Source organism: Gordonia rhizosphera NBRC 16068 (assembly GCF_000298195.1).
Lineage (GTDB): Bacteria > Actinomycetota > Actinomycetes > Mycobacteriales > Mycobacteriaceae > Gordonia > Gordonia rhizosphera.
This window is the reverse complement of sequence record NZ_BAHC01000168.1, coordinates 1-18,409: the sequence shown is the minus strand read 5'-3', so window position 1 is coordinate 18,409 and position 18,409 is coordinate 1. Positions and strand designations below refer to the sequence as shown.

20 protein-coding genes and 1 pseudogene are annotated in these 18,409 nt (G+C 67.0%); 9 read left to right on the top strand and 12 right to left on the bottom strand.

Going from position 1 to position 18,409, the window contains the following annotated elements:
• Positions 1–43: 43 nt before the first annotated feature.
• Positions 44–292 carry a type II toxin-antitoxin system Phd/YefM family antitoxin gene (locus GORHZ_RS30235; protein WP_083877382.1) on the top strand — a complete coding sequence of 83 codons (249 nt, stop codon included), beginning with the start codon at positions 44–46 and terminating at the stop codon, positions 290–292.
• Positions 289–669 (top strand): type II toxin-antitoxin system VapC family toxin, encoded by a 381-nt coding sequence (locus GORHZ_RS20580; RefSeq protein WP_217998348.1) that lies wholly within the window; start codon positions 289–291, stop codon positions 667–669. The genes GORHZ_RS30235 and GORHZ_RS20580 overlap by 4 nt, the downstream gene beginning before the upstream one ends.
• Positions 670–738: 69 nt before the next feature.
• On the opposite strand, the gene GORHZ_RS20575 is transcribed toward GORHZ_RS20580, so the two are convergent.
• A complete protein-coding gene (locus GORHZ_RS20575) occupies positions 739–2,058 on the bottom strand; it encodes a hypothetical protein (protein WP_006336421.1) in 1,320 nt (439 codons plus the stop codon).
• 480 nt (positions 2,059–2,538) lie between these two features.
• Here GORHZ_RS20575 and GORHZ_RS20570 point away from each other — a divergent pair, with 480 nt between their 5' ends.
• From GORHZ_RS20570 to GORHZ_RS20555, 4 genes are read left to right on the top strand one after another with little or no spacing between them, the layout of a single operon-like run.
• On the top strand, positions 2,539–3,063 hold the full coding sequence (locus GORHZ_RS20570) for a YbaB/EbfC family nucleoid-associated protein (RefSeq protein ID WP_006336419.1): 525 nt from the start codon (positions 2,539–2,541) through the stop codon (positions 3,061–3,063).
• A gap of 32 nt (positions 3,064–3,095) precedes the next feature.
• Complete coding sequence (locus GORHZ_RS20565; RefSeq protein WP_006336411.1) at positions 3,096–3,413, top strand: hypothetical protein; 318 nt, start codon at positions 3,096–3,098, stop codon at positions 3,411–3,413.
• Between the two features lie 5 nt (positions 3,414–3,418).
• The gene (locus GORHZ_RS20560) at positions 3,419–4,612 is read left to right on the top strand and encodes a WXG100-like domain-containing protein (protein ID WP_040532723.1); all 1,194 of its coding nucleotides are present in this window, start codon (positions 3,419–3,421) and stop codon (positions 4,610–4,612) included.
• 29 nt (positions 4,613–4,641) lie between these two features.
• Positions 4,642–5,388: a VOC family protein gene (locus tag GORHZ_RS20555; protein WP_040532720.1), complete on the top strand. Its 747-nt coding sequence runs from the start codon at positions 4,642–4,644 to the stop codon at positions 5,386–5,388.
• A gap of 25 nt (positions 5,389–5,413) precedes the next feature.
• Here GORHZ_RS20555 and eccB read toward each other — a convergent pair whose 3' ends face one another.
• Positions 5,414–6,895: a type VII secretion protein EccB gene (gene eccB, locus GORHZ_RS20550; RefSeq protein ID WP_006336407.1), complete on the bottom strand. Its 1,482-nt coding sequence runs from the start codon at positions 6,893–6,895 to the stop codon at positions 5,414–5,416.
• An 89-nt stretch (positions 6,896–6,984) separates the two neighbouring features.
• Between eccB and eccE the strand changes: the two genes are divergently transcribed.
• Positions 6,985–8,676 carry a type VII secretion protein EccE gene (gene eccE, locus GORHZ_RS20545; RefSeq protein ID WP_006336406.1) on the top strand — a complete coding sequence of 564 codons (1,692 nt, stop codon included), beginning with the start codon at positions 6,985–6,987 and terminating at the stop codon, positions 8,674–8,676.
• 76 nt (positions 8,677–8,752) lie between these two features.
• Here the strand turns inward: eccE and GORHZ_RS20540 are convergent, their stop codons facing one another.
• The 9 genes from GORHZ_RS20540 to GORHZ_RS20500 all read right to left on the bottom strand — a co-directional run bounded on the left by GORHZ_RS20540 (position 8,753) and on the right by GORHZ_RS20500 (position 14,382).
• Entirely contained in the window at positions 8,753–9,040 is a 288-nt protein-coding gene (locus tag GORHZ_RS20540; protein WP_006336405.1) for a WXG100 family type VII secretion target, read from the bottom strand.
• A gap of 35 nt (positions 9,041–9,075) precedes the next feature.
• On the bottom strand, positions 9,076–9,402 hold the full coding sequence (locus tag GORHZ_RS20535; RefSeq protein ID WP_006336404.1) for a WXG100 family type VII secretion target: 327 nt from the start codon (positions 9,400–9,402) through the stop codon (positions 9,076–9,078).
• Between the two features lie 106 nt (positions 9,403–9,508).
• A complete protein-coding gene (locus GORHZ_RS20530) occupies positions 9,509–10,315 on the bottom strand; it encodes an ESX secretion-associated protein EspG (protein WP_006336403.1) in 807 nt (268 codons plus the stop codon).
• Positions 10,315–11,421 (bottom strand): PPE domain-containing protein, encoded by a 1,107-nt coding sequence (locus GORHZ_RS20525; protein WP_006336402.1) that lies wholly within the window; start codon positions 11,419–11,421, stop codon positions 10,315–10,317. The genes GORHZ_RS20530 and GORHZ_RS20525 overlap by 1 nt, the downstream gene beginning before the upstream one ends.
• 45 nt (positions 11,422–11,466) lie before the next feature.
• A complete protein-coding gene (locus GORHZ_RS20520) occupies positions 11,467–11,772 on the bottom strand; it encodes a PE domain-containing protein (protein ID WP_006336401.1) in 306 nt (101 codons plus the stop codon).
• A gap of 77 nt (positions 11,773–11,849) precedes the next feature.
• The gene (locus GORHZ_RS20515; protein WP_169330684.1) at positions 11,850–13,154 is read right to left on the bottom strand and encodes a hypothetical protein; all 1,305 of its coding nucleotides are present in this window, start codon (positions 13,152–13,154) and stop codon (positions 11,850–11,852) included.
• 62 nt (positions 13,155–13,216) lie between these two features.
• Positions 13,217–13,555 (bottom strand): hypothetical protein, encoded by a 339-nt coding sequence (locus tag GORHZ_RS20510; protein WP_006336399.1) that lies wholly within the window; start codon positions 13,553–13,555, stop codon positions 13,217–13,219.
• A 150-nt stretch (positions 13,556–13,705) separates the two neighbouring features.
• On the bottom strand, positions 13,706–14,071 hold the full coding sequence (locus tag GORHZ_RS20505; RefSeq protein ID WP_006336398.1) for a YbaB/EbfC family nucleoid-associated protein: 366 nt from the start codon (positions 14,069–14,071) through the stop codon (positions 13,706–13,708).
• Complete coding sequence (locus GORHZ_RS20500) at positions 14,068–14,382, bottom strand: YbaB/EbfC family nucleoid-associated protein (protein WP_051999010.1); 315 nt, start codon at positions 14,380–14,382, stop codon at positions 14,068–14,070. The genes GORHZ_RS20505 and GORHZ_RS20500 overlap by 4 nt, the downstream gene beginning before the upstream one ends.
• Before the next feature lie 467 nt (positions 14,383–14,849).
• On the opposite strand from GORHZ_RS20500, the gene GORHZ_RS30230 reads away from it, so the two are divergent.
• Both GORHZ_RS30230 and eccA read left to right on the top strand, forming a co-directional pair.
• Positions 14,850–16,244, top strand: a complete 1,395-nt coding sequence (locus tag GORHZ_RS30230; RefSeq protein WP_444542628.1) for a MinD/ParA family ATP-binding protein — start codon at positions 14,850–14,852, stop codon at positions 16,242–16,244.
• Between the two features lie 12 nt (positions 16,245–16,256).
• The gene (gene eccA / locus GORHZ_RS20490) at positions 16,257–18,026 is read left to right on the top strand and encodes a type VII secretion AAA-ATPase EccA (protein ID WP_006336386.1); all 1,770 of its coding nucleotides are present in this window, start codon (positions 16,257–16,259) and stop codon (positions 18,024–18,026) included.
• 37 nt (positions 18,027–18,063) lie between these two features.
• Here eccA and GORHZ_RS20485 read toward each other — a convergent pair.
• A pseudogene (locus tag GORHZ_RS20485) lies at positions 18,064–18,409 on the bottom strand (Tox-REase-5 domain-containing protein); the annotation flags it as partial.

The following is an 18,409-nucleotide window of genomic DNA, read 5'->3' as shown; positions in this document are numbered from 1 at the left end:
AACGAACTCCGCGGCCGGGGTAGCACGTGTGCTACCTTGTGTTATGCGGACTGTAGGACTACGGGAACTCCGCCAAGATGCATCCGACCTCGTGCGCCGGGTGGAAGCGGGCGAAGAGATCACCATTACCGTCGCCGGACGTCCGAGCGCCCGGCTGGTACCTGCCACGCCACGCGCGTGGCGGCACTGGGATGAGGTCGCCGCGCTCTTCTCCGGAACGCCCGACCCTGGCTGGGAGAAGGACCGCGAGACCATCTCCCACGAGTTGCAGGACCCATGGTCGCGAGCGTGAGGGCCATACTCGACACCAGCATCGTCGTGGCGACCGACGTCCCGCCCCTGGCCGGCGAGTTGGCCTTGAGCTCGATAACTCTGGCAGAGCTTCAGTTCGGTGTCCTCATCGCCAAGGACCAAGCGCCACGCGCAGAGCGGCTGCGGCGGTTGCTGTTCATCGAACGCACCTTTGACGCTCTCCCCGTGGATGACGCAGTCGCCGAAAGCTATGGGCGCGTCGCGGCGGCCATCGTCGAAGCAGGACGTCAGCCACGAGCCCGATCGATGGACCTGCTGATCGCGGCAACCGCGCACGCGCACTCTGCGCGGCTGTACACCCGCAATGCGGCGGACTTCGTCGGACTCGAGGACCTGGTCGACGTCGTCACGGTCTGACGTCGGTACGAACAAATTGTCCCGCACCGCATTTGAGAGGCGGTGTGGGACAATCGGTCCGGGTTCGCCTCAGTTGACCGGTGCGATCTCCTGCGGCCAGGAGACCTTGACACCCGGGATCAGGTTCTCGAGCTTCGGGGCGTTGTCCTTGACGAACGTGCGGGCCGCGTTCTCCACCTGCGACCCGGCGAGGGCTCCCAGAGCGTTGTACGGGGCCTGCGCCTGCTCGGCCGTCCAGCCGGTCTTCATGTCGCCGACCTGCACGGACACATCACCGCGCACGTTGACCGTATAGTTCGCGGCCGGCAGACCGACCTGCTTGGCCTCCTCGGCCGGCAGGTTGACCTGGAACTGGTTGGCGTCCGGGTTCGGCATCGGCTCGGCCTCACCCTGCTTCCATGGGTCCTCTGGGTTGGCGCCCGGGTCGCCGGCGCCCAGTGCGTAGGCCAGTGCACCGCCGGCGGTACCACCGGCCACCGCACCCGCGACCGCGCCGGCAGCGCCGAATACAGCTGCACCGATGACCGGTCCGGCAACGAGGCCGATGCCGGCACCGCCGGCTGCACCCAAACCGAGCCAGAATGGCGCCGCCGGGGTCAACGTTCCGGCTGAGGTGATGATGAGGGGTGCGAAAGTGACCGCGTTGTAGATGAGGCCGGCGATTGCACCCACCGGTACTCCCACGATCAACCCCGTCAACGCACCAGCCGGTGCAGCCAGTGCGGCCCCTGCAACAGCTCCCGCAGTCCCACCGGTCGCCACACCGATGATCGTCGACGCCGCCTGCCGCGACGCCTCATCGGCGGGCACGCCCATCGAGATCAGACCCTGGGCGATCTTGGCCTCGCCGTAGGCGGCCCAGGCGTTGATCGAGTTGACGTCCTTGTCGGACATACCCTCGGGGATGTCGGTGATGAAGTTGCCGACACGGATCTTCTCTGGCGGCGGGGCGATCGGACGCACCGGCGCCGCAGGCTTCGGGGCGTTCAGCGTCTGGATCGGGGTGACCTCGTAGTTTTCTTCGTAGGTCGGCGCGGTGTAGACACTCGGTGCCACATACGGCTGATACGGCGCCTCCTGCGGCGGGCCGGGGATCGAGCCGGGACCCGGCGTGTACACCGGCTCCACCGGAACCGGCTCGGGGGTTGGCGTGGTGCCACCCTGCTCGGGTGCGCTCGGGCTCGGCGCCGGCGTGGTGCCGCCCTGCTGGGGGGCGGTGTCGCTAGGACTGGTGCCGCCCTGTTCCGGGGCGGCCTGCGCCATACCCGCGCCGACACCGGTCGCGATGGAAGCGACCAGAGCCGCCGAGGTGATACCCATCAGCACCGGCCTGCGCCTCCCCGCGCATTCCGGGTGGTCGTTGCGGGACCGCTTCGGTAGGTGAGCCATGATCTGACGACTTCCTTTCATTCGTGGCCTCCCCCGGGGGCCACGTGTCCATGAGTCAGTACGCCGCGTCGTGCGGCATGCAGTTGGTGTGCGACCTCGTGCGAGTCCGAGAATGTCTGCGTGCCAAGGGTTCTGAACGTGAGGTAGGCCGACCGGGCACACACGTGGGTGCCATCCGCACCACGCGCGAGCTCAACGAACTCCTCAGATCAGCGGTTTCTGATCATGCCTGCGGCCCACTCCCCGACGGACCGCAGCGACGTCACCGCTCAGAAATCTCCCCCGAAATTCAACATCAGCAATCCTCACCCCGACAATGCCGAATGTCACGATACCGAATTGTCGTGCGTATCCCCAACAGAGTCGATCGGGTGGACGACTCGGCCGTCATCCACCCGATCGACATTCGGTCCGCTCGACAGAGCGTCGCCGACCTGCGTTGATAGGCTTGTCGGAGCCAACATCTGTGGGGGGACAGGTATGGGTTTTCCGCGCACCGCCGACGACGTCGAACCGTTGCTCGATACCATGAACTCGCTGATCAGTGAGATGGGCGTCATTCGTGAGAGAGCGGCCACGCTCACCGCGACTGCGACCGAGCTCGAGGGCCGGCTGCGGGTCACCGTCAATGCCCAGGGTCTCGTCGTCGAGACGGCTCTCGACGACGAGATCCTCGGCGAAGTCACCGCGGCCCGCCTCGGCGCCGCATTCACAGCAGCGACGCAGAGGGCCGCGCAGGAGGTCGCCCAGAAGACGCACGAGCTCTGGGCCCCGATCATCGAGAAGCAGAAGTCACTGCCTCGCGCCACCGACATCCTCGATGGTCTCACCGACTTCGGGAAGCTGTTCGGCGCAAAGCCGGAGCCGCCGCAGACACCCTCCCGCTCAGCGGATGAGGTCTACATGGAAGTCGAGGAAACGAAAGCGGCCGATGACGAGCCGCACTACGAGGAGCTCAGCGAACCCGACCCCACCCGCGGCCGCTTCACTGATCGCGCCTGGTGACCGGCCGTCACACGACCTACAGGGATACGACCATGTCAGATCATTTCCTCCTCGAGCCCGAACACTTCAAGCGCTACGCCACTCTCATCGGCGAGCTCGGTGAGAAGCTGAAGGACTCCGAACTGATGCTCACCTCCTCGCTGCACCACGAAGGCGAATGCTGGGGCGGTGACGACCCGGGCAAGGCCTTCGCCGGAGCCTACGGCCCGAAGGGCGACACCGCATTCACGAACGCGCACAGCGTCGCCACACACCTCAACAACCTTCATGCGGTGCTGGTGGAATCCGCCAAGCGAGCCGAGAACCAGGAACAGGGCAACGCCGACGCCAACCGGAACGCGGGACGGTAGGCCCCATGGGATTCGAGATGCCCGCCGCCGTCAGCTGGCCGCTTGGTCTGGTCGGGATGGAATGGCCCAAGGGCGACGAAACGGCGATGGACCGACTCAACGACGATTGGGAGCAATTCGCCCACAGAGTGGAGCTGATCCGGTCCGAACTCAACTCGGTGTCGGCGGGAATCGGGCATTCCGTCGAGGGCGATATGCAGAAAGCAATTGATGCCCAGCTTGATTCCCTCCTCTCGGGCGACATGTCCCTGGAGAGGCTGATCGCGCAGGCCGACGACATCGCCCACTGCTGCAACACCATGTCCAACGAGATCTTCGTCTTGAAGATGATCTTTGTGGTCGAGTTGGTGGCACTCGCCCTCTACGTGACGTTCCTGTTGGCGACGGCAGAGATCAACTGGTCGGCGCCGATCGAGATCGCACAGGCCGTCTTCGAGGGACGAATGACCCTCGCCGAGGCCGTCGACATGGTTGTCCGGCGCATCCTCGCCAAACTCCTGGAGAAGGGGCTCGAGGAGTTCGCGGCGACGTCGACGAAGGACATGGCAAGACTGCTCGGCAAGGACCTCGTCACCGGCTTCGGCGCCAAGGCCTTCGACGGCGCGATCGTGGAGGGATCGAGGAAACTCGGGTTCACGCTGCTCGCCCAGGTCCGCGACAATGCGTTGTGGGACAAGCCCATGGACCCCGGTGAGTTGATCTCCAAGACCTTGGTGAGCGCCACCGCCGGCGCGGCACTCAGTCCGATCGCCGCCAAGGCCGACACCCTGATCTCCAAGAGAGGCGACAGCACGGCCACCCATCTCCAGACAATCATTCGTGCCCGCATCAACACCGAAGACCCCTCGACGCCGAGACGGATGTTGAACATAGTCCTCCGTGAGGGCCTTGAAGCCGGCGTCAGGACCGGAAACTGGTGGGGCAAAGAAACTCTCCCCGGCAAGGTAACCGGCCCTGCCACGACGTTCGCGGAGAACGTCGTGATCGGACCGGGGTTCGAGCAGACCTGGAACCAGGGCTCGCAGCCCGGTGTGGAGAACCCACACTCGGTCGCTCCTGCGCCGACCGCTGAGTCGAGCGGCGGCGCTTCCATTTCCGACGGTAGGCCGACAGTCGGATCACCCACTACTGCGACTGCGGAACAATCTGCCCCGAAGCCTCCTTCGGCATCTGGCGGGGCCTCCTGGGCGGTCCCGTGACGGCGGGAGAGCCTGCGTGGATCGACTTGGTGACACCTGACCGTGCCCAGACGCAGCACTTCTACCATGAACTGTTCGCATGGGAATTCGCGGATTCGGACCATGAATCGATCGCACTGATCGATGGCCGACCCGTGTGCGGAATATGGCCCGACTCAGGCGAACTCGGACGGGGACTGTCGTACTGGCACATCTATCTTCACGTCGCCGATCTCGGTTCTGCCATCCGGAGAGCCGCCCGAACAGATGGTGCAATCCTGTGGGGCCCCGGCGACTACCTCGGACTGGCGTCAGTTGCCACCGTCCGGGATCCGGTGGGCGCCACGTTCAGCCTCTGGCAGCCTCATCGAACCGACCGACTCCTCACAGACCTTTCCGGCACCCTGACGTGGGCCGAACTCGTCGCCGATGAACTCGCAGCGATACCGAGTTTCTACGGCGCCGCGATCGGTCTCGACGCGGCGATGACTCGGACCCCTGGCCGGCGCTACCGGGTCCTGTTATCCGACGGTATTCCGGTAGCAGGAGTCGTCCACTCGGCTACAAAGGCGCACTGGCGCGCGTACTTCTCCGTCCCGGATCTCACCTCCGCCCTCGCAAAGGCCACCGATATCGGCGGACATGTCGTGTCACCGCCCGTCGAGACGGCCATCGGCAGAACGGCGTTGATTCGAGACCCGCACGGCGCGCTTCTCGGCCTCCTACAGCCCACATCCGGCCCCGGACACGAGACGACGGACGACAACGCCGGCTACCCGTCCACGCTCACCCTCTGAGCCCTGCCTTAACTCGACGGCCGGCCTACCCACCCGCACCCGACGCCTCCACATCCGAGCCCGTCCCACCGACGGCGACAGAGTCCCGTTCGACGAGTGCGTCATGCTGCGAGAGTCGCGGCCCGGTGGGCAGCAGCCCGACGATGGGCCAGGGCGAAACCTGCGGCTCGTCAACCAAACCCAGCGCCTTGCCGGTGTCGGCGTCGGCGACCTCGAACCGCACGCCGGCGTCGTTCACGTAGATGAGCGACTCGCGCCGGGGCGACTCCGGGTCGCTGCCGGTGGTCGCGACGTAGTTGCCGGTGCTCGGCGGGATGTACGCGGCATCGACACTGGGACCCGAACCGTCGCTGGTGGCCAGATCGACCGGCTCCTGCCCATCCGCGAGCGGCAGTCCGGTGCCGGCCAGCACTCGCAGGGTGGCGGGGGCGTTGTCGGCCGACGAGCGGTCCCAGGCGAGACAGCCGACCGGGGCGGCCTTCTGGGCGATGATCTCGGGTGCGACCGCCGGAAAGTCGCCCACCGGAAGGTCCTGGAGCTGATCGGCTTTTGTGATGGCGGCCGGCGCGACGGTCTCGACCTGTCCGCCCCGCGCCCGGTCGGAGTAGCGAATCACGTCGGCCGCAGCCTGACCGACCTGCTGGATGCCGTCGTCGAGAACCACATACAACGTGGACGAGCCCTCACCGACGCCGGCGACCTCGATCATCGATCCGACCGGCCCGAGTCCCGTCGTCGACGGCTTACCCCGATTACTGATCGTCGGGGTGGTGAGTTCGTCGCCGTCGGGGAAGGCGTTGAGCATTCCTCCGCTGATCGGACGCACGGTCGCACCGTCGATCCCGAAGGCCCGCACGACGGCCGGATCGTCGGTGTCCACGACGAAGCGTTTGCCGTCGTTGAGCAGATAGGTTGTATCCCCGGATCGCACCAGCAACGCCTCGCGGACCGAGAGTTCCTGGGCGGCAGCGGTGTCCTCGGGTTCCGCACCGATGACGGTGGTGCGCACGCCGCCGCTCAGTGATCCCGAGCCGGTCGGTACCAGGACCGTGTCGCACACGGCCCAGTACGAGTGTCCGGCATCCTGCGGTCCCGGAAGGCTCTGCGGCGCACCGGGAATACCGACGAGGGGGCCACGCCTGTAACCCGACAGCTTCGAGTCCGAGACCGACTCCGGCTTATCGGGACTCGCGATGATGAGTCGCGCAGACGCCAGGTTGAGCACCGGATGCAGCGTGTCGTCGATCATCACGTACAGCGCGCCGGAATCCTTCCCGACGATGATCTTGCTGTCCCCGACCGAACCGGCCGGCTTGATGAGTCCGTAGACGAAGAATCCGCCCGTCAGCACCACCGAGATGGCCACGCCGGCGATGACCGCCCGGAAATGCGATCGCATCGGGTCCTGCAGCATCCGCACATCGCGGCGCATCAGCGCGTGTTCGAGTCGACGGAGCAGGAAGCGGTAGCCGTTGACTTGTTGTCGCGTCGTCAACTGTGCCGGCACAAATCCTCCCCTCGTCCCCGTGCATTTGTGCTGCACGGTAGTGTACTAGGGACGAAGCGCTGGTAGAACGCACGGGGAGGCTGCGCGGAGTGACCGAACAATCGTCCTTCGACGTGCATGCGCCCGATACGTTCTGGGCCGGCCGCTGGTTACCAACGCCCGTCCTGCTAATGGCCGAATTCGTGGTACTGGTCGTCACCGTCATCGCCGCGATCGTCGGTCTGCCCTGGTGCATCGGCGTCATCGTCGGTGTCGTGCTCGCCGTTCCCATTCTGGTCCGTTCGCGCGGGGAGTCGGTAGCCGCCAGGATCTCTGCCCGGATGGGCTTCCTGCGCCGCCGCGTCGCCGACCCGGAGTTCTGGTACGAGGCACCGTTCGACGTCCCGCTCGCCGAGGGCGGCAGCTGCGGTATGCGGTGGGACGGCGATCGCGTGATCACGATGGTGCGCATCGAGGCGAATCCCCGTGCGCTGACCCGATTCGTGCCGGGACGCGTCATCACCGATGATGTCGTCCCCCTCGACCTCATCGCCGAGTGCCTGCAGCAGTTCGACATCGAGCTTGAATCCGCCGACATCGTCAGTCACGGCGCACGCGCGTACGGTAACGGGCACATCGCCCGGATCTACAGCCAGATCCTGGGCCCGTTGCCCGCCACCGCATTCCGTTCGGTCACGGTGGTGCTGCGGCTTAACCCGCTCGACAACGCCGACGCGATCGAACGGCGCGGGGGCGGATCCACCGGTGTGCTCAAGACCGCGGTGGTGGCGACGCGCCGGGTGGCGAACCGGTTGTCGGGCAAGGGCCATGCCGCCACCATCCTGACGGCGGCGGAGATCAACTCGGTGTTCTCGGCGCTGATGGAGGGCACGAATCCCGACAACATGAGCGAATCGTGGGATCACGTGCAGGTGGGGTCCATGCACGCGCACAACTACTACCTCGACGAAACCGCGCTGTCGGACACCGATCTCGGCGCCCCGTGGACGGTACCGAGCCTCAGCACGGTGCTTACCCTGCACCTGCGCCCCGCCGAGAGCGGCGAGTACTTCCTCAGTGTCCTGGCTCGCTTCAACACGCTGACGCCCGAACCGGTTCGGGTTCCCGATGGTTTCCACTCGTGCAATGGCCGCCAACGTGATGCCTTCGTCGCCGGCCTGCCCTTGGCCGACCCGTTCCACGACCGCTCGGTCATGGAGTACCTCACCAGCACCGAATCGCTTGCCGCGCTGGCCCTGCCGGCTGCGGGATGCGGTCAGCTGGTCGGCGCGGACGTCGAGAGCCGCGCGGTCGCGCTGTCGCTGGTCGGTTCGAACGTGCGCACCGTCGAGATCGCCGGCACGCTGAACCTGTGTCAGCAGGTCGTGCTGCGGGCCATCGCGCTCGGCGCCCGCGTGATGGTCAACACCGACCGACCGGCCCACTGGATGCCGATGGCGCACGCGGTTGGTGATCCGCGCATTCTCGCCGTGGCCGGTGCGGCGGCCGGCTCACAGGTCGCCGGTCAGCGGCAGGGGTATTCGGTGCTGGTGTTCGACGGTGTGGCCCAGGAGGCGATCAGCGCCGAGGCCACGATCATCACCGTCACCGCACCCGGTTTCGACGCCGATACCGGCGCCGATGTCACGCTTCTGCAGCGCGCCGACGCCAACCCGTGGGTCACCGTCCGCAGCGGCGGCGAGACGTCACAGGTGGTCATGGTCGCCACCGACGACGAGATGCGCTACGTCGGTTCCTCGCTCAACGCACCGGAACGACAAGCCGATACGCCTCGTCGTTGAGGTGAACGCACGAGCGCCCGTACAACCGGCCGGTGCCGGGGGACAGGCGCTCGTGGGTCAACCGTGGTGACGACGACTACGCACCGCTGACGGCGCGCGCGTTCGCGGCGTCGGTCTGCTGCATGTGCTCGGCGCCGCTGCGGACCGCGTTGGCGATACGCGCCAGGATCTCCTGGGTGTCGCCCATCTCGGACTTCCACGACGCCATCTTGACCTCGTAGGCCTCGTAGGCGCCGCCGGTGAAGGTGCCGCTGAGCTGCTTGACCGCCGACTCGAGGGTCTCGGTCTGGGAGATCAGGTTCCGGCCGTTCTGCTGCAGTGCCTCGGCGAGCGCGTGGATCTGGCCGAAGTTGTACTTCATCATGATTCTGGGTTCCTTTCAGGTTTACGCGTCGGCGATCAGAGGTTCAGGCCGCCGGCGTGGATGCCGGAGAAGCTCGATGCGATGTCCTGGTTCGCGGTGTCCGAACCCTTGAACACCGTGCCGCTCAGCGTCTCCGCGAGATCGTTGAGCTTCGCGTTCAGGCGCGCCGCCTCGGCGTCCCATTCGCTCGCGGTGGTCTGGAATGCGTTGAACGCGTCACCGACCCACGACGAGCGTGCCGCGTCGACCTCGTTGCTGATGACCTTCAAGGTCTGACGCAGGCTGTCGAGGACCTCGTTGACCGTGTCCGTGTGCTTGAACCCGGCATCGAGGTCGAGTTCGAAGTTGCTACCTTCCGCCATCTGCTTTCCTCCATCTGTGAGTGGTTTCTCCGACCGCCCGGTGCGACCGCAGTCCTGTGTTCGATTCGGTCACCGCGGCACACCGAATCGCCTCCCCCCGCCACGGTCATTCCATCCACCGTCGGTTCGGCAAGGTTTCCACCAGCAGGCCGATGGCCTGCTTGATGCGATGTCCCGAACCGGCCGACAATGTGGTCCACATCTGGCCGTCCGGGGACACACTGGGACTGCCGACGACGCGGCCGCGAGCGGTCTCGTAGATGGCGACAGCACCAGAAGCTTCGTGAGTACGGCCCTGAAAGGACTCGTACGCGACGATCTCGGCGTAGCCCTGGCAATCGGCCAACGCCGCACCGAGTCGTGTGGACTCCCGCTGGTCGACGCCGAGCGCGTAGAGCGTATCGGAGTACTCCGGCGCGGTGGTAGCAGCATCAAGGCGGGCGGCGAGTTCGGCACTCGGCACGCTCACCGACGCGACATCGGCGGCGGCACCGTCTCCCAGGCAGTCAACGATCTTCTTTGCCGCCGAGTCGATTCCGTCGACCGAGACGATCTCGATCCGCACTTCGTCGCCGTAGCGCAGCACCAGCACGTGGTCACGGCCGCGACGCGTCAGCGAGATCCGCCGGACCCCGTCGCCGCCGAAAACCCGAACCTGCAACTCGGATTCGGGTCCTCCGACGATGCTCAGTGCCATATGTAGGTTTTCCGCCACGCCTTCCGGACCGAGAACGCCCGCGGTGAGGAGCTCGGCATCGGCGCGGGCAACACCCGCACGATAGGCCTCGATCGTGTCGAACCGCGCGGACATGTCGAGTACGGTCGGCCAGATCTGCAGATCGACCAGTTCGCCCAGACGCCACAACGAGTCGACCGAGATGGTGTGCCGCACATCCGGAATCGTGTCCCACATCAGGCCTGGTCTCCTTCCTCGGGTGCGCCAAGCACGGCCGGCGCGACCGAACCGTCGCCGAGATCCAGCACGCCTTCGGGGAGCGGCGGAAGGGCCGGCGGCTGGTATCGGTCGGCGATATCCGACCAGGACACCGGTGCGTCCTGCTCGCCTGCTTGCAGCCATCCGGCGGGGAGATGGACGTCGGCACCGGCGCCCGCGGCACGGCTCACGTTTGGTGCAACAGGAGCCGGTCGGTGCTCGTCGTCGTTCGAATTGCCGACGGCCGCCGCACCGGCTCCCATGGGGGCCATCGGCATATGCCCGGCGGCACGCGTCGGTTCCGCGGGACCGCCGGGCGCGACGAGCGGGCTGACCGGGTGCCCGTCGGCAGCCAGTTCGGTTGCGGCGTAATTGGATTTCTCCCGCGGGATGTCGTACCCGCCACCGAAACCACCGATCCCGCCGATCAGCGGCGCCGTCGCCAGCCCACCGTGGATACCGGCCGCGTGCGCGACCGCCTTGGCCTGTGCGGCCGCTTCGCGGGCGGCGGCCTCCTCGGCGTTGAGCGCGGCGTCGGAAACGATGCGCGGCGGCGCCGGCAGCTTCCACGGATCGGCGACGGGGGTGGCGGCGCGTTCGTAGCTCTCCATCACCCGCGATGCGCGTTGTCCCTGATCCTGGTGTGCCCGCTCGTTGTTGGCGGCTGCGGCCATGATCGGCGAGCCCGCGGCTGCTTCCACCTTCGACAGTGCCTCGGCGATCGCCTTGGTGGCGGCGATCTCCAGCGGATTCGGCATCGCGGTCAACGCAACCGCATTGGCCGCAGCCTGCGCCTCGGCCTTCGCCGCCGTCTGCATCGCCTGGTTGGCGGCGTCGGCGAACCAAGGAGCGAACTGCGTCAACTTCTCGAAAGCGTGGTTGTACGAACCGGATTCCCAGTGCAGCCCGAGGTCGGCGAGGATCTTGCCGTATGCGACCCCGATGTCGACGAGCTCGGTGGCCAGTGCAGTCCACGCTGCTCCGGTCTCGGCCAGACGCGCAGGACCGACGCCGTGGTGCAGGTCGTGCGCGAGCCGCTCAGCGGGCCGCGCCTCCCAGATCACACCGGTGAATCCGACGATCATGCACTCCTCCCCAACCTGGTCTCAGTTGTCCCCCGACGCCAGGGTTCAGGCGAGGAAAGTAGTGGTGTTGGTGTCTTCGGCACGCCCGAAGCTGTTGGCCTGCAGACGCAGCACTGCCGCGATCTTGCGCAGTTCGCGGGCTGCGTCCCCGGCGTCCGCGCCGAAGCCGTCGGCGACCGAGTTGAAGGTGTCGGCAGCGCGCACCGACACCTCGTCGATCCCCGATGCCGGCACCTGCAGACCGGGCACGTGAGTGCTCAGGGTCGTCTCGAGTCGCTCGGCGAGCGCGTCGAGTTGCGCTGCGGAGCTGCGCAATTGACTCGGGTCGACGGCGAGCTGGTTCTCACTCATGGTCCTGCATCCCCCTGATGGTTGTGTCTCGTGTCGGTACGGTACTCGTGTCGTTCGATACTCGTGTCGTTCGATACTCAGAGCCGGAGATCGACGTCCGGTGAGTCGACCTCGACGTCGGCGTCCCCACCGAGTACGGGCGGCGCCGCCTGCGGCATCGCCCCGACGACCTCGGAGCCGTGGTCGGCGGTGACCAGGAAGTCCGGTGCGCCGTGGCCGTCGTCGGCACCGCGGGCACCCGCGGCTCCGGCGGCGCCCGCCGCCCCGCCCATCGGCATCATCCCGCCCCCTGTGGTCGTACTGACGGTACGGCCGGAAAGTGACGAAGATGAAGGGGTTGTCGTTCCCTCGACCGACGCGACAGCGAGATTCGGCGCACCCGGCCGCCCCTGCAACGGTGTGCCCGCCATACCGAGCCCGCCGATACCTCCGCCGCCGCCGGCACCGCCCTTCTTGCCGCCTGTGCCGCCGCCGATGCCACCGGCACCCAGCGCACCGCCGTGCAGGGTGGCGGGTGTGGTCGCGCCCTTCTCGGAGGCGCCGAACTGATCGTGCTTGGACTTGCTGGCGGCGGTGAGCTGCTTGGTCAGCGATCCCATCATCGACATACCCGAGCTGGAGAAGCCGCTCAGGGGCTGGCCGACCGATTCGAGGACCGTCGCGGCCACGCCGAACGGTGACGGACTGGTCGGGGCGCCGGTGATCGGGATCTGTGCGCCGTTGGCGGTTTGCTGCGCGGTCTCGGGCGCCAGGGCGGTCTTGGTGCCGGTGACGATCGCGATGGCCTCGGCGAGCGCTTCGCCCGCCGCCGTCAAGAGCAACGGCAGCCCGGCCGGCGTTCCGATCGCAGCGATCGCGACTCCGGCCTGCAGCTGGAACTTCGCGATGACCGCCTGCATGGCCGCGTTGCCGTTCCCGACCACCACGGCGCCGGTCTGGGTGTTCGCTGCGATGCTGGTCGACTTCTGCGCGACCATGCCACCCTGGGCCGCGGCAGTCGCGGACTTGGTTGCTGCGGCCGTGGCGGCCTGCCCCTGCCACACCTGGTCCGCGGCCTTCAATGCTCCTGTGGACAGTCCGATCATCGACTGCATGATCGACGAGAGACCGGTGAACAGCATCGTCGGGTCAAAGCCGCTCGCCCCCAGATCACCCGAACCGAACGACTGTGCCAGATCGGTCAGCGGCTTGAAAAGATGCTCGATATTGATCGTGGGGAACGGCGGTAGACCCGGCATCGCGGGCGGCAGCACCGCCGGGAACTGCGGCATGGGTGGCAGACCCATGCCGGCCAGCACGTCGGACACCGGCGTGTCGAGGATCGGACCCAGCGCACTGTGCTGGAGCATGTCGATGACCGACTGGTCGATGGGTGCGGGCACCAACGAATCGGTACTCGCGAACGGCGGATCTCCGTGCGTCATGACGAAAGTCAGCTCCGCGGTCAGAGATTCAGTGCGACCGAATCGAACACGGTTTCCTGGCCCGTGTCGGTCGCGGTGTAGGCGGCGGCCGAGCCGTAGGCAGCAGCCGCCTGACCGGCATGGATGGCAGCGAGCTGGCCGGTCTCGAAGAGGTTGGTGGTCATGGCGACGATCGTGGCGATGAGATGCTCGGTGCCGAGCAGGCCGAATACCGGTGTCATGAGAGCGGCGACTGCGGCGACGTCGACGGCTCCGGCGGTGGCGATCTCCGCCGCGATGGCTGCCTCGGCGTCACCGAATACCGAGATGGCCGCTGCATCAGCAATGACGTTGTCCATGACGCCCCCCAATTCGTCCATGTACCGACCACACCGTAACGCACCCTCCGACGAGTTCGCGCGTGATGTAGGTCGACCGACCGACATCACGGTGGTCATCCGAGGTCGTCGGCGTCACCTGGTCGTCGTGCCGAACGAATCCCCACCCATCGGCACTGTGGTGAAGATACTCTACCCGCTGCCAGCTGATGGCGGCGAATCGGAGGGCGGCGAATCGGTCGACCCCGGGACGGCTACCAGGCCGGCGAACTCCTCGGAGAAGTCCTCGATGATCTTCGCACGCTGCGCGAAAGCCTTCTGACAGGCGACGTTTGCGGTTGCAACAATCAGCTGTTCGAGCTGTTTGCCGGACACCTTGCCCACCCGATCCGACAGGCGCAGTCCGGTCAGGGCACCGCTACCGTCGACCTCGGCCCAAACCTCACCGTCGGGGGAGGTCTCGGTCTCGATGATCCGCGCGAGCCGCTCGTTGACGTCGGCCAGGCTTTCGAGCTGGCGACGCGCCCGTGCCTCCAGTTCGTCCATGGCCCAACTCATATCGACCTCATCCAGCTGGTCTGCTCGTAGCCGTCCTCGACCTCGGCGATGATCTCCTCGCGGGCGACGTCGTCGGGCTTGGGGAGGTTCATCAGGTCGATGACGTGAGCGGGGACGCCGTCGGCGATCATCTGGGCGCGGCGCTCCAGTCCGGCGCGCTGTGCCGCCTGCCGACACAACCGCAGGATGTCCTTGGCCAGGACATCGGGTTCGCGCCGCAACTGCGAGTCGTCGATCGTCACCGCGGTCGGAAGACCTGCCTCTGTGGTGGTCACCTTGAGTGCACCATCCCTACTGGCTGCAGTTGCCACTTCCTCCCCCTTCCCCGACGGCACGATGACGTGCCAGTACCGCAGCGATGAACGAATGCTCGCACAGCGCCGACGCGACATCAACAGACATCGACACCGCACCGTCGTAGCGCCGCCGGAGAGAATCACGATTCTCCGAGGCGATGTTCAGGCGTATTCTGGGCGGGCAAACTGGGGGAAATGCGAGGAAAACCGTAATGGTGCACAACAATCGAATGCCTGCCGCACCGCCGTGGTTGGCCGGGGGGATGCCCAACATACCACCGCCACCGGGGGTGGAGCAGAGCGATGAAGCGTCCGTCGACCGAATGACATCGGCGGCGCCCGATATGGCGGCCGCTTCGCCGCCGCGACCGGCGTTGCACGTCGTACCGACCGACGAGGACGGCGCGCTGCCGATCACCGACGCACCGACCGACGCCGTACCGGCGGCGCAGGTACCGGCACAAGCACAGCCACCATCGCCCATGCCGCATCCGGGCGCACCGCAGGAAGCCCCGTGGCCGCCTCGACCGGCCGGCCCGCTACCCCCGACAATGCCGCCGCGCCCTGACCAGGCGCAGCCATCCACACGTCTGGACGCGTCGGCAGCCGTCCCCGCGCCCGCACCGGGACCGACGCATCCCTCAGTGCCGCAACACTTCCCACCACAGCAGCATCCCGCGGCGCCGCAGCAGTTCCCATCGCTTCAGCATCAGGTACAGCAGTATCCCGGAGCGCCGCAGGAGTTGCCGCCGCTTCAGCACCCGGCCCCACAGCACCCGGCCCCGCATCATCTGACAGAGCCGCCGCATGCGCATCCGGTGCAACAACCGCCGCAAGCGCCGGCGCCGGCTCCACTGCCGCCGCAGCCGGGTCCGGCCACACAGTTCCCCACCGGCCCACAGCAATTCGGACCGCAGAACTTCGAGCAGGGACAGCCGGGCGCGGGCCTCGACTCGGCCATGCTGCTGCGTAAGGCCCGCCGCGCACCCCGATCGGGATGGCGCCGCACCGTGCATCGGATGTCCGGGGGCACCATCAATCCGGGCGATTCCCAACGCACCTTGCACTACGACGAACTCGTCCGCCAGGTGAACGCGCCCGTGCGGGGCGACTTCCGCATCGCGGTGCTGTCGCTGAAGGGTGGGGTCGGAAAGACGACCACCACCGTCGGGCTCGGATCGACCTTCGCCGATCTCCGCGGCGACCGGGTGATCGCCGTGGACGCCAACCCCGACCTCGGCACCCTGTCACAGCGTGTACGCCTACAGACCGGGTCGACCGTTCGCGATGTGCTCCACGACGACTCGATCTTCCGCTACTCCGACATCAGACGGCACACGTCTCAGGCCGCAAGTCGCCTCGAAGTGCTTGCTTCCGAGCGTGATCCGGCGACGGCAGAGACCTTCGCCGACCAGGACTACCGCAACGTGATGCGGATCCTGCAGCGCTACTACAACATCATCCTGACCGACTGTGGGACGGGACTGTCACACTCGGCGATGAGCGGCGTGCTCGACCTCGCCCAGGAGCTGATCCTGGTGTCCACACCCGCCCTCGACGGCGCACGCAGTGCGAGCGCGACCCTCGACTGGCTCGAGGCGCATGGACACGGGCATCTGGTGTCACGCGCGGTGGTGGTCCTCAACGGTCCGCGCCGCAGCGACGTCAAGATCGACCTCGATCAGCTCGCCCAGCACTTCCTCGCCCGCACCCGAGCCGTACAGATCATCCCCTACGACGATCATCTCGCCGAGGGCGCCGAGGTCGATCTGGCCCTGCTGGACAAGGCAACTCGACGCGCCTATGTCGAGCTGGCCGCGACCGCGGCCCAGGACTTCGCGCTCACGACCGAACCGGATGCCCGGTTCCCCCAGTAGAAGGCGCTCACCATGGCAGATTTCATGCAAGCCCGGCGCGTGTTCGACGCCGGGGTCCTGGCGTGGGGCATCCCCGTCGACGGACAGGAGGCGCAGCGGGATCAACGCTACGCCTCGCTGGCGTTCAAGCGCGCCACCGAATACGCGCCGGCCATGGCCGACGCCTGGCTGGGACGTCTCGCCACCGGCGACACGTCCACGGACGTGCTGTTCAACATCTACAAGTACCGCGAGGCGCTGTTCGTCGAACAGCGGCGGCTCGGGTTGCAGCCACGCACCCTCTACGGTCGCGTGCCGACCGGCCTCTACATCGACTATCCGGTCTCCGACCCGTTCGAGGCCGCCGCCGCTTACGCCTGTGCCATGGTCCGTGAGGGTGATTTCGACGGCGCCGAGGAGGCGATCGACGCCGCCGACACCGCCGGCAAACCGCCGATCGTCGACTTCGCCCGCGGTTTCCTGCATTTCCGCACCCAGCGCTGGCCGGACGTGCTCACCTCGCTCGCCCGGTCTGCGAGTTGGACCGACGAGTACCTGAAAGTGGTCGCCGATCTGATGGTCGGCACGGCGTGTGCCCAACTCGGTCTGTTCGGGGAAGCCGTGCGACGACTGGAGGGGGCCGAGGCCGGTCCGCTGCCCGCCGTGCAGACCCCCGCGATGTTCACCCGAGGACTGTGCCTGCGCGAGATGGGCAACGAGCCCGAGGCCCGGGCAGTCTTCGAAGCCGTCTACTCACGAGACCCCGGATTCACCGACAACGCGAAGGCGCTCAACGACCCGAAGTTCCGGATCAAGGTGACGACTGCCGAGGAGATCGACGCCCGCACCGACCGGTGGGATCCCGAGTCGGTGCCCGCGCCGGAACCCGAAGCGGTGGAGGCGAAACCGGACCTGCTCAAAGAGGCGAAGGACGAGCTGAATGAGCAGATCGGCCTGGGTTCGGTGAAGGAACAGGTCGCCAAACTCGAGTCGGCGGCCACCCTCGCCAAGCTACGCGTCGAGCGCGGCCTCACCAGCGCCACCCGCAGTCAGCACCTCGCGTTCACCGGTCCGCCCGGTACCGGCAAGACCACGATCGCCCGCATCGTCGCCAAGATCTATTGCGCTCTGGGCATTTTGAAGACCGACGAGGTGATCGAGGCGAGTCGTCGGGACTTCGTCGGCCAGCATCTGGGCTCCACCGCGATCAAGACCGGCGAGCTGATCGACCGCGCCCTCGACGGTGTGCTGTTCATCGACGAGGCCTACACGCTCATCCAGACCGGGCTCGCCAACGGCGACGCCTTCGGCCGCGAAGCCGTCGACACCCTGTTGGCCCGGATGGAGAACGACCGCGACCGCCTCGTCGTGATCATCGCCGGTTACGACGGTGAGATCGACCGCTTCCTGGCCGCCAACGACGGCCTCGCATCGCGCTTCGCGCGCCGCATCCGCTTCGACTCCTACTCGCCGGAGGAACTCGGAGCGATCGGTAAACTCATGGCGCGCAAACGTGATTCGATCATCTCCGACGATGCTTTCGAGGCACTGCTGGCACGTCTCGTCCCACTGTATGAGTCCACCCGGATCGATCAGGGCGGCGCGGTCCGGCGCGCCATCGATCTCGCCGGCAACGGCCGTTTCATCCGCAACGTCATCGAAGCCGCCGAGGAGGAACGCGAGTTCCGGTTGAGCAGCGGCGAGATCGGCATCGAGGAACTCGACGAGCAGGCGCTGATGCGGATCGAGGCAAGCGACGTCGACGCGGCGCTCGACACCGTGCTCAGCATGCTACAGCGGTAAACGGCCAGCGACGGTTCGACGACGAGCCGGTGTCCCGTCAGCCGGCGGCGGGTACGGTGACCACGTCGATCCCGCTGATCCGGTTGGCCGCCAACAGTTTCGACATTGCTTCCGCCGCGGCACGCTCGGCGAAGACCCAGCGCACCGGTTGGTCGGCCGCCGCAGCGGACGCCTGTCGTACCTGTTCGGTCAGCTGTGCGGTGCCCGCCCACGCCGGGTCGAAGGTACCGTCGCGCAGCACATGAGCGTCGTATCCCGGGCCGCCGGTCATCAGCAACGCACCGTCGGCGTCGCGGCCGTCGAACCCGAAATCGTCGACCACGAACGCGAACCCGCTGGGAACACCGGTGATCTGCTGGTGGTAGCTTCGTGCCGCCGGGATC